We start from the raw sequence: 10,954 nt of genomic DNA on the forward strand, positions 1-10,954 counted from the left end.
CAAGGCGACACACGCTTCGGCTGGCTGAGTGGCCGCTTTATGCGTGACTGAGGTCACTAAACCTCTGATTGTCCAATCGCATATCGAGTGCCACCGCGTTGACATCGCCATCATTTCAATAATACTTGAAATATAGAAATGAATGATCTATTGTTCGGGGCATGGACTCAAACCTCGTTGTACGCGCCCTGAGCGCGCTCGCTCACGAATCGCGCCTCGCAATCTTCCGCCTGCTCGTTGTCGCTGGTCCGGAAGGTATGGCTGCGGGTGAAATCGCACAGCAGCTTGGGCTTTCCCCTTCCAGCCTGTCGTTCCACCTGAAGGATCTGTCACATGCAGAGCTGGTGAAGCCGCGACAAGAAGGGCGTTTCATCATCTACACGGCGAATTTCGACGCCATGACGGATCTGATCGGTTTCCTGACGGAGAACTGCTGCGCCGGTGCGACCTGTGCCGCGAGCGATCTCCCCAACTGTTGCGGAGACAAACCATGAAGCGCATGCACATCCATGTCGCGGTCGAAAACCTGAGCGAAAGCGTCCGGTTCTACCGCGCGATGTTCGGCAACGCAGAGCCCACCGTCCTCAAAAGCGATTACTGCAAGTGGGAACTGACAAACCCGGCCGTCAACTTTGCGATTTCGCAGCGTGGTGCAAAACCAGGTGTCGATCACATCGGCATTCAGGTCGAAACCGATGCGGAACTAGCCGAAATGAATGCGCGCTTCGCCGCTGCTGAACTGCCGGTACAAGCCCAGACGGAGACGACCTGCTGCTATGCGCGGTCGGACAAGGCATGGACGATTGATCCACAAGGCGTCGCATGGGAAACGTTTCGAACACTCGAAGCCGCGCCGGTCTACGGCCACTCGCGCGAGCAAACGCAAACACATCCTCAATCGTCGGCCGCATGCTGCACGCCGGCTCATTAAACCCATCGTGACCTTCCGGAGCCTCCCGTGAGCGACAAACCGTACTCGATTCTCATTCTCTGCACGGGCAACAGCTCGCGCAGCGTCATGGCCGAAGCGCTATTCAACGTGCTGGGAAAGGGCAAGTTTCAGGCGTATAGCGCGGGTAGTCACCCTTCCGGGGTCGTGAACCCGTTCGCCATCGAGCGGTGCGAAGCGCTGGGATACAACACCGCGGAGCTGCGTAGCAAGAGCTGGGATGAGTTTGCTGCGCATGACGCCCCTCACATGGATTTCGTCATCACGGTGTGCGACCAGGCCGCGGGCGAGGGTTGCCCGATCTGGCCCGGTCACCCTATGACCGCACATTGGGGCTTCGAAGATCCGGCCGCTTTCGAGGGAAGCGACGACGAGAAGCGCAAGGTCTTCAGCAAGGTCTACCGGCAGATCATGAACCGCGTGAGCCAGTTCGTGAACCTGCCCCTGCACGTGCTGGATCGCAATGCGATTCAGCGAGAAATGCGCGCCATTGGCGAGAAGCCGGCAGAGGAATCAAATGAGCAGCACTGACACAGCGATCGGCGACGCACGGCCAGCGATTGGATTTTTTGAGCGTTACCTGACCGTCTGGGTCGCGCTCTGCATCGTTGCAGGCATCCTGTTCGGACAGATACTTCCTCAAGTCTTCCAGGCGATCGGCCGCATGGAAGTGGCGCACGTCAATCTTCCGGTCGGCGTGCTGATCTGGGTGATGATCATTCCGATGCTGGTCAAGATCGATTTTGCCGCGATGACCCAGGTTAAGAGCCAATGGCGCGGCATCGGCGTCACGCTGTTCGTGAATTGGTTCGTCAAACCGTTCTCGATGGCATTACTCGGCTGGATCTTCATTCGTCACGTATTCGCGCCGTGGCTTCCCGCAGACCAGCTTGACAGCTATATCGCGGGGCTGATCCTGCTGGCCGCCGCCCCCTGCACAGCGATGGTGTTTGTATGGTCGCAACTCTGCAAGGGCGATCCGTATTTCACGCTATCGCAAGTGGCGCTCAACGACTCCATTATGATCGTCGCTTTTGCGCCACTCGTCGCACTGCTGCTCGGCCTGTCAGCCATCACGGTGCCGTGGGATACGCTGATCATCTCGGTTGGCCTGTACATCGTTATTCCAGTTATCCTCGCGCAAATGCTGCGCCGGAAGCTGCTCACCAGGGGCGAGGCGCATTTCCGGCAGGCGGTTGCTCGTCTCGGTCCCTATTCGATCAGTGCATTGCTCGCGACTCTCGTGTTGTTGTTTGCTTTCCAGGGGCAGGCGATCGTCAAGGAACCGCTGGTCATCGCGATGCTCGCGGTGCCGATTCTGATTCAGGTGTTCTTCAATTCCGGCCTCGCCTATCTGCTCAATCGCCGGCTTGGCGTCGCGCATTGTGTTGCAGGACCGTCCAGTCTGATCGGTGCCAGCAATTTCTTTGAATTGGCGGTCGCCACGGCAATCAGCCTGTTTGGATTTCATTCCGGCGCCGCGCTTGCCACGGTGGTCGGTGTCCTGATCGAAGTGCCGGTGATGTTACTGGTGGTCGGCGTCGTCAATCGTTCGCAGCACTGGTACGAAGCAAAACCCAGCGTTAAAGGACAGCAGGTATGAGCGTCACCATCTATCACAACCCGGATTGCGGCACGTCGCGCAATACATTGGCAATGATCCGCAATGCCGGCATAGAGCCCGACGTAATCGAGTATCTGAAGTCGCCGCCTGACAGGAAGACACTGACGGACCTGATTGCACGTGCCGGATTGACAGTGCGGGCCGCATTGCGTGAAAAAGGTACGCCCTACACCGAACTCGGCCTCGCGGAACCATCGTTGAGCGATGAGCAGTTGCTCGACGCAATGATGGAGCATCCAATCCTCATTAACCGCCCGTTTGTCGCCACGCCGCTTGGCGTGCGCCTGTGCCGCCCCTCCGAAGTAGTGCTCGACATCCTGCCCGCCCCGCAGAAGGGCTCTTTCACGAAAGAGGATGGGGAGCAGGTTGTCGATAGCGAAGGAAGGAGGCTTGTCTAATGACGCAGGACATTCCGAACGTCAGCGCTCCGCACCTCGACACGCCTGATCTGCAGAAGCTCGAACCACGCACGGTTCCGCTACATGCTCCGCGAATCCTGCTGCTGTTCGGCTCGTTGCGCCCCACCTCATACAGCCGGCTTCTCACGCTCGAAGCCGAACGCATCCTGCGCCATTTTGGCGCGGAAACACGGGTGTTCGATCCGCACGGCTTGCCACTGGTTGACAGCGTGCCGGCTGATCATCCGAAGGTAGTCGAACTGCGCAAACTCTCGGAGTGGTCAGAGGGGCAAGTGTGGTGCAGCCCGGAACGTCATGGAACCCTCACGGCAGTATTCAAGAACCAGATTGATTGGCTACCGCTTGAAAGCGGCGGCGTTCGCCCCACGCAAGGCCGCACGCTGGCGGTGATGCAGGTGTGCGGCGGATCGCAATCGTTTAACGCAGTGAACGCGCTGCGCATTCTCGGCCGGTGGATGCGTATGGTGACCATCCCGAATCAGTCGTCAGTGGCAAAAGCGTGGCAGGAGTTCGACGCCGACGGCCGGATGAAACCATCCGCATATTACGATCGCGTCGTCGACGTGATGGAAGAGCTGTACAAGTTCACGCTGCTGGTGCGTGATCGGTCCGACTACCTGACCGATCGGTACAGTGAGCGGAAGGAAGCGCACCCGGAGCTTGCAACGACACTGGCAGCCGCCGCCATGAATCAGGAAACAGTGAGCGCCAATGCCGACACTGACGACAACGAAACGGAGTGACAGCGGCAGCGGCAGCGGTAGGGGAGCTATTGCGACATGGGCACTCGCAATTGCGCAGCTCGTCTCTTGGGGTTCGATCTATTACGCGTTCTCTCTTTTTGTTGTACCGATGGAAGGTGCAATGGGATGGAGCCGGACGGCGACCAATGCGGCCCTCTCGGTCGGTCTGCTGATTTCAGGGTTGGCGGCCTATCCGGTCGGGAAGTGGATCGATCACGGCCACGGCCGGCGGGTCATGGTCTGTGGGACCATGCTGGCCGCGGCGATGTTGGCGCTGTGGTCGCAGGCACATAGCCTCGTAACGCTATTCGTCGTCTGGATCGGCCTCGGTGTTGCAATGGCCGCGACGCTTTACGATCCGGTTTTCGCAGTGATCACACGGGACTTTCCTAGCAGCTTTCGCACAAAGATTACGTTGGTCACACTGGTTGCCGGTTTCGCCAGTACGGTCTTTATCCCACTGACGCAGGTTCTGGTCGATCGTCTCCAATGGCGAGACGCGCTTCTCGCGCTCGCCGGGTTTAATCTAGCGATTTGCCTGCCCATCCATATCTTCGCAATCGGCCGCGATGCGCCCCGCGAAGACGATCGGGACTACAAGGCCGCGCTGAAGGCGACCAATGCGGCGGCAGCCGGTCGCGCTCTACGGACGCCGACATTCTGGGCGCTGGCTGTGTGCTTCACCGCCTACTATGCGACCTTTGCGGCGCTAACCTTCCATCTCGACCGCTCATGGCGGAACGGCGGGTGTCGCCGGCACTGATCCTGACCACGATGGCCGTCATTGGTCCGGCGCAAGTTCTCGCGCGTGTGCTGTGGTTCACGATTGGCCGCAATGTCCGTCCTTCGATTGTCGGCATGGTGATCACGACAGCATTTCCGGCGTCGGTTCTTGTGCTCATGTGCGCAGGCACGTCGCCGGCGTTATTGATCGCGTTCGCTGTCGTCTACGGTGGCGCAAACGGGATGATGACAATATTGCGCGGGACGATCGTGCAGGACGTGATGTGGACGGAAGGTTATGGAGCCGTGAGCGGACTGCTATCGATGCCCTCAAACATTGCCAAGGGCATCGCACCGATCTCGGCTGCGGCGATCTGGACGGCCAGCGGCAACTATGTAGCTGTCGAATGGACCGTGCTTATGGTGTCGCTGGTTTCGGCCGTTGCGTTCATCCTCGCCATACGCTTCACCTCTGGCAAAAAGTTTGGCGAGCATCAGGCAAATTTCGAGTGAGCAGACAGTCATGCAGATAAGAAAGGCCAACGATGCCGACCTGGGCGAGATCCGAAACCTGTTAAACGAGCATGGCTTACCTGTAGAGGATGTTTCGATGACGCTAATCGAAGGATTCCTGGTCGCCGAAAATGCAAGTGGAATGGTTGTCGGTAGCGGCGGTCTTGAGCGGATTGGTTCGAGCGCTCTTTTGCGATCGATCGCCCTCAAGTCAGAATGGCGCGGGACAGGTGTCGCAAGGGAACTGGTCGGACGGCTCGGAGACAACGCACGCTTACTCGGTCAACAGGAAGTCTGGTTACTGACAACGACTGCTGAGCGTTTTTTTGAGCGAGCTGGCTATGAGCGGGTAAGCCGCGATGAGGTGCCCGGCGAAATACGGTTGTGCAGACAGTTCGCGGTTCTGTGCCCGTCAACCGCCACGTGCATGCGCAAGATGCTCCTACCGAAACTCTCGCCGGCCGTGGTCGAACGGCCGGTATCAAGCTGATTTCCGTCGCTCGATCCAAATTCGTCATCGGCTCTTTTTGGCCCAGCTTGTGTGAAAACGCATGCTGATCGCCTAAACTGAAGTAACGCATTCAGGTCGGGCGGTCATATGAAGCGATTCGTTGAAGGCGAAGACCGTAAGCAAGCTGTTTTGCTGCCCGAGTATCTCGAGGACTATGTGTCCGACGACAATCCAGTGCGCGTAGTCGACGTCTTTGTCGATGAGCTTGATCTTCATGATCTCGGCTTTGACGGAACCGCTCCCGCGATGACGGGACGCCCCTCATATCATCCATCCGTGTTGCTCAAGATTTACGTCTACGGCTATCTAAATCGGATTCAATCGAGTCGGCGTCTGGAACGTGAGACTCAACGCAATGTTGAGCTCATGTGGCTAACAGGCCGCCTTTCGCCGGACTTCAAGACCACCGCTGATTTCCGTCGTAACAACGGCAAAGCGATTCGCAATGTGTGCAGCCAGTTCATCGTGCTATGCCGTAACCTGGACCTCTTCTCAAAATCGATAGTGGCCATCGACGGCAGCAAGTTCAAAGCCGTCAACAATCGTGATAGAAACTTTACGAGCGGGAAGGTTCAGGCGCGCCTGCAGCAGATCGATGAGAGCATCGCGCGATATCTTTCCGCAATGGAGACGGCAGACCGGACTCAATCCGATGTTACTGAAGCGAAGACGAGTCGCATCAGCGACAAGATCAGCAAGCTCAAACAGCAGATGCAGGACCTCAAGATTATGGAGCAGCGATTGCGCGACTCGCCAGATGGGCAGGTCTCGCTGACTGATCCAGACGCACGCTCAATGGCAACGAGCGGTCGGGGAACCGGCATGGTCGGCTACAACGTTCAGACAGCCGTTGATGACACGCATCATCTGATCGTGGCGCACGAGGTCACGAACGTCGGCAACGATCGCAGCCAGTTGTCGAACATGGCCGCCCAGGCGCGGGCGGCCACCGGCATCACCGAACTGACCGTTGTTGCGGACAGGGGCTACTTCAAGAGCGAGGAAATCCTGCAGTGCCACGAGGTGGGCATTACGGCCTTCGTTCCTAAACCGCTGACTTCAGGCAAGGTCGCTGACGGTTACTTCGGCAAGCAGGATTTTATCTACGTTGCCAAAGATGACGAGTACATTTGCCCTGCCCAGCAGCGGCTCAACTGGCGTTTCACAAACATCGAACATGGCATGACGCTGCATTGCTATTCGAGCTCGGCCTGTACTACCTGCGACATCAGGAAACAGTGCACATCAGGCAAACAGGCTCGCCGCATAAAGCGCTGGGAGCATGAGGCCGTCGTTGAAGCGATGCAGCAACGGCTTGACCAGAAGCCGGACATGATGCGCATACGCCGTCAGACCGTCGAGCATCCATTTGGCACGCTGAAGTTCTGGATGGGCGCGGCGCACTTCCTGATGAAAACCCGCGAGCATGTCAGCACTGAGATGAGCCTTCATGTGCTGGCGTACAACCTCAGGCGCGTCATGGCGATCCTCGGCACTCGGTCGATGATGCAAAAGATGCGGGCCTGAGGACCGACTTGCATCAGGTCCGCTGTGCCGGCGCGCATCAAGGCGCCCAGGCACCTCTGCTTCTCTCAACATCATCAAAGACCCGATATCCGTAAGACCGGCTCAACGAGGCCGACGACGGCCGTATTGGCTCGTTGGGAAAATCGTCGGGGCGCCCGCGCCGCGTTTTTACACAACCTGGACCCATCTCTGCCGTAGAGTTACATCTTTCGATCGTCTGGTTCTGGATGTGCAGATGACGTTCGCCTACGCGGATAGGAGCAGAGTCAAGCCGTTAGGGCACAGCGCAGCTGCAATTACCATTTTGATCGTTGGGTGCCGCAGATTGAACCTTGCCACGGAAATTCCGCCAAAACCCAAAACAAGCATTCCATTGATAAGAGCCAAGAGCAGCGTGTGCGTGCCTCCCTTCTGGCAGTAGCCGTCGAAGTCGCGCGCCTCGCCGCCTGCGATAAATTCGTCCCTTCCCAGTGCCGTGAATGCGATGATGCCTGCGTCACAGGTCGAACCGATACTACGGAGCACTCGTGCCACTGCGAAACCGTCGTGTTCCGGCATGTTTATGTCTACGATAAACAGGTGGGGTCGCCAAAAGGTAAGCTTTTGGAGCGCCTCGACGCCACTCAGCGCGTAATACGTCTCCAGCCCATCAGCCACTAGAGAGGCTGCCAACGCTTCGGCGTTAGCCAGGCTATCATCAATGACAAGGACTCGGGCTTGCTGCCCCATTAGCGCAACCTGTCGTGACCTCAGGCACGAGAGGGGCTGGGGAATATAGGAATTTTGCGTCACGATACCGACTCCCCTCGTTATTCACGTCGCAATTTCTGCAAACGTTACTTCACACTTCATGCATGCTGCCCTTGCCCTTGAAACTCTGTCCGTTCCAATATGCCGTCGTCGGATCAGCTAGCAGTCGGTCCGATTCCTGTTTCACTACGCGATAGCACTCACAGGTATGGCCTTCGAGCCACGTCCTGTCGAGCACCTCGATATCGCCGTCGATGCTCCGGATCGCACCGGTACGCTGCAGCTGCGTGAGGGCTTTTTTCATGTTTGCTTGTGGGACGCACAGCGCACTTGCCAGCAGTTCGGATGTCACAGTGGGTTCGTTTAATGGCCTACGGTCGATAGCGAGCAACAGCCATCGACACAAGCGCTGCTCTGTCGAGTGATACTGGTTGCAAACAACCGTCTGGGAGATTTGCGTGAACAGCGCTAGCGTATGGCGCAGCAATAGCCATCGCATCACGGCCTCCCGTTCAAACTCTTCCATCAGGACTTGTGCGCTTAGTTGGTATGCTTCTCCGGAGTTTTGCACAACCGCGGCATTCGCTGCAGTTCCGCCGCCCATAAAAATCTCGGAGCCAACCAGCCCATCGCTGCCGACGATCGCAATTTCAACCGACTCGCCGTCCGTCATCGTCTGCCGTATCGACACAGTTAATGTCGTCGGGAAATAAACGTGAGTGAGGTGCTGACCGGCCTCGTGCACGATAAATCCCTTCGTCATCTGGACCCGCTCCAGATGGGTTTTCAGACGCGCCCACTCCAGCTCGGGAAGAAGGTCCAGCAGTCGATTCGCCGCAGGACGAAAATGATTATCCATGTATTGCCCGTCGTCAGCGTGTCGAAAGTGGTACGTACCCGATCCAATGAAGTTCGTATCCCCATTGCTGGAATACCAAACTGTTTCACATTCGTCAGACCCCGTCTGTACGATACCGGTCAATGGCAGCATCGCCATCTCAGTGGGCCAGGGTTGCGTGCGGTCCGGGTAACACTGGTTATTGGGACGGGGCCCGCAAGGCGGGACATAGCGGGGTGCGCGATTGTCGGTCGTTGAACTATCGGTTGAACGCCAGAGTCCGACGGCGACCGACTCAGGTTGGAACCGCAGCGGACGTTCCCGAAGAGACTGCGCATGACCGCTTCTGGCCGGAAGTACGCGTTCGCACAAACCGCCGGAAAGCTGCCATTGAGAATTCCAACATCCTCTCGGCGGCACCGTCATCGAACTGGTGCAATCGGCCAATTTGAGACGTTCGGGTGCGTCGAGCGAACGGCCGCTTCCGACTAAACCTGCGCCGGGACCGCAACCTTCCTCGTTCGAACGTAACAGTTCGTCCCCAATTTGCGCGTAACATATGGGGTACGCTGATCGGACCGCGACACTCGCTTACACACTGGAGACGCCTGCATGCGCCTTGCTGACTTTATCTCGCGAGACATGGAGCGGATTCTGGCGCAATGGGAGGCCTTTGCTGCCACTCTCCTGCCGGCGGCGGCACACATGGAATCGTTGGGGTTACGGGACCATGCGGAACAGATCCTGCATGCGGTGGCAAAAGACTTGCGAACTTCGCAGACCAGGGAAGCCCAACATGAGAAATCATTGGGGAGAGGCGCCCCGCTGATCGACGCCACCGAAACAGCCGCGCAAACGCATGCCCTTCTACGGGCACGGGCCGGATTCAATATCAACCAGCTCGCGGCCGAATATCGCGCACTGCGTGCGAGTGTGCTTCGCTTGTGGATAGACGATTGCGACCCCGAAGCGCCGGAGATGGACGACGTGATTCGCTTCAATGAAGCGATCGATCAGGCACTTGCGGAGTCCGTCACCGTTTTCAGCACACAGCTCGAGCAGAACCGCAACCTCCTGCTTGGCATGCTGGGACACGACATGCGCAGCCCTCTCCAGGCAATTCAGGTGACAGCATCGTATCTGGCTGCACTGAATGCCGGCGAACAGGTGTCGGGGGCCGCCGGCCGTCTGATACGTAGCGGCGGCCGCATGCAAGCGTTGCTTGACGATCTGTGCGACTTTAACCGGACCAGATTGGGCCTTGGAATCAACGTCATACCCACGAGTGTCAATCTGGCGGACGTGTTTGGTGACGAGCTGGACGAGTTGCGTGCGATTCATCCTGACAGGCAGATTGAATTACACGTGAGTGGTGATTCACAGGGGGTATGGGACGGCCAGCGCCTGCAGCAATTGCTGGGAAATCTCGTTCTCAATGCCATCAAGTATGGGGCACAGAACACCCCCGTGCTCGTGACGGTGACTGGTGACATAACACATGTCCGCATCGAGGTCAGCAACCGCGGCCCTGCGATCGAGAGCGCAACATTGGCGCACATGTTCGATCCGCTGATGCGGGGAGCGGACCGTCAGGGCAAATATGAACGGTCGAGCAATCTCGGACTCGGTCTGTACATAGCAAGCGAAATCGCCAAAGCTCATCACGGTGAGATCGAAGCGCGGTCCGACGAGACAGAGACCTCATTTTCAGTGTCACTCCCGCGTGCAGACGAAACTGTAACAAAGCGCTGACGTTCGTCGCAGCGAGGAGAGTGAAGGCCGACATACGCTCATACGATGTGTCATTTTCGCGTGCCGCGGGACTCGCGGCTATGCGCGTTGCGCATAGCTACGTATTGGATGCAAACGCGCGGGCACCGCCAATTTGCGACTCAAGGTATTTGTGTTCGTTTGAACTTTCGACCCACGCCAACCTGAGGCCCGTTTGCGAGTTTTTTTCTTAAGATCATTGTCCCATCGCCTATGGGGCTCGAAGGTCTGAAACGCCGGCACTCACGTAACGAAGCCGACCGCACCGCCTCGCCGAATCGCAATAGTGCAGTCATGGATCCGGATACGCTGGTGTATTCCTCGCGTCCGATCTTGCCGTCCAAGACTATTGCCAGTCCGGACTCGCGCGCAATCTTTACCATGTCCATTTCGCCACCTCCGACTGTCTCGCCGATCCGCACTTCGGCTGCGCGTCGGCATCAAGAGGGACGCATTTCATATGCCTGGGCGTACGCGGGCTGATGGTTGAAAAATGGCTTTGACAGGATCGCGCCAAGCTGCACCTGCGATCGGCCGTCATCCGATCTATAGCGGTCAGCGACATCGCGTAAGTGTTCGTCGCTTTT

11 protein-coding genes and 1 pseudogene are annotated in these 10,954 nt (G+C 57.7%); 10 read left to right on the forward strand and 2 right to left on the reverse strand.

Annotated features, from left to right (window positions below):
• The first annotated feature begins 161 nt into the window (after window positions 1-161).
• From BM438_RS43875 to BM438_RS43915, 9 genes and pseudogenes are all read left to right on the forward strand, one after another.
• Complete coding sequence (locus BM438_RS43875) at window positions 162-494, forward strand: ArsR/SmtB family transcription factor (protein ID WP_093647727.1); 333 nt, start codon at window positions 162-164, stop codon at window positions 492-494.
• Window positions 491-931, forward strand: coding sequence for an ArsI/CadI family heavy metal resistance metalloenzyme (locus BM438_RS43880; RefSeq protein WP_093647730.1), 441 nt, complete (start codon window positions 491-493; stop codon window positions 929-931). The genes BM438_RS43875 and BM438_RS43880 overlap by 4 nt, the downstream gene beginning before the upstream one ends.
• A 27-nt stretch (window positions 932-958) precedes the next feature.
• Entirely contained in the window at window positions 959-1,480 is a 522-nt protein-coding gene (locus tag BM438_RS43885; protein ID WP_093647732.1) for an arsenate reductase ArsC, read from the forward strand.
• Window positions 1,467-2,552, forward strand: coding sequence for an ACR3 family arsenite efflux transporter (gene arsB / locus BM438_RS43890; protein ID WP_093647735.1), 1,086 nt, complete (start codon window positions 1,467-1,469; stop codon window positions 2,550-2,552). Before BM438_RS43885 ends, arsB begins: the two co-directional genes overlap by 14 nt.
• Window positions 2,549-2,971 (forward strand): arsenate reductase (glutaredoxin), encoded by a 423-nt coding sequence (arsC, locus tag BM438_RS43895; RefSeq protein ID WP_093647737.1) that lies wholly within the window; start codon window positions 2,549-2,551, stop codon window positions 2,969-2,971. Before arsB ends, arsC begins: the two co-directional genes overlap by 4 nt.
• Entirely contained in the window at window positions 2,971-3,735 is a 765-nt protein-coding gene (arsH, locus tag BM438_RS43900; RefSeq protein ID WP_093647739.1) for an arsenical resistance protein ArsH, read from the forward strand. Before arsC ends, arsH begins: the two co-directional genes overlap by 1 nt.
• Window positions 3,704-4,971: pseudogene (locus BM438_RS43905) on the forward strand (MFS transporter). Before arsH ends, BM438_RS43905 begins: the two are co-directional and overlap by 32 nt.
• A 10-nt stretch (window positions 4,972-4,981) precedes the next feature.
• On the forward strand, window positions 4,982-5,461 hold the full coding sequence (gene arsN2 / locus BM438_RS43910; RefSeq protein ID WP_093647742.1) for an arsenic resistance N-acetyltransferase ArsN2: 480 nt from the start codon (window positions 4,982-4,984) through the stop codon (window positions 5,459-5,461).
• A 108-nt stretch (window positions 5,462-5,569) separates the two neighbouring features.
• Complete coding sequence (locus BM438_RS43915; RefSeq protein WP_093647744.1) at window positions 5,570-7,009, forward strand: IS1182 family transposase; 1,440 nt, start codon at window positions 5,570-5,572, stop codon at window positions 7,007-7,009.
• Window positions 7,010-7,255: 246 nt separating this feature from the next.
• On the opposite strand, the gene BM438_RS43920 is transcribed toward BM438_RS43915, so the two are convergent.
• Complete coding sequence (locus BM438_RS43920) at window positions 7,256-7,738, reverse strand: response regulator (protein WP_093647746.1); 483 nt, start codon at window positions 7,736-7,738, stop codon at window positions 7,256-7,258.
• Between the two features lie 112 nt (window positions 7,739-7,850).
• Window positions 7,851-8,618 (reverse strand): Crp/Fnr family transcriptional regulator, encoded by a 768-nt coding sequence (locus BM438_RS43925; protein WP_093647753.1) that lies wholly within the window; start codon window positions 8,616-8,618, stop codon window positions 7,851-7,853.
• A gap of 591 nt (window positions 8,619-9,209) precedes the next feature.
• On the opposite strand from BM438_RS43925, the gene BM438_RS43930 reads away from it, so the two are divergent.
• Window positions 9,210-10,349, forward strand: coding sequence for a sensor histidine kinase (locus tag BM438_RS43930; RefSeq protein ID WP_093647748.1), 1,140 nt, complete (start codon window positions 9,210-9,212; stop codon window positions 10,347-10,349).
• The last annotated feature ends 605 nt before the right edge of the window (window positions 10,350-10,954 follow it).

The sequence above is a fragment of the Paraburkholderia aspalathi genome (assembly GCF_900116445.1).
Taxonomy (GTDB): Bacteria; Pseudomonadota; Gammaproteobacteria; order Burkholderiales; family Burkholderiaceae; genus Paraburkholderia; species Paraburkholderia aspalathi.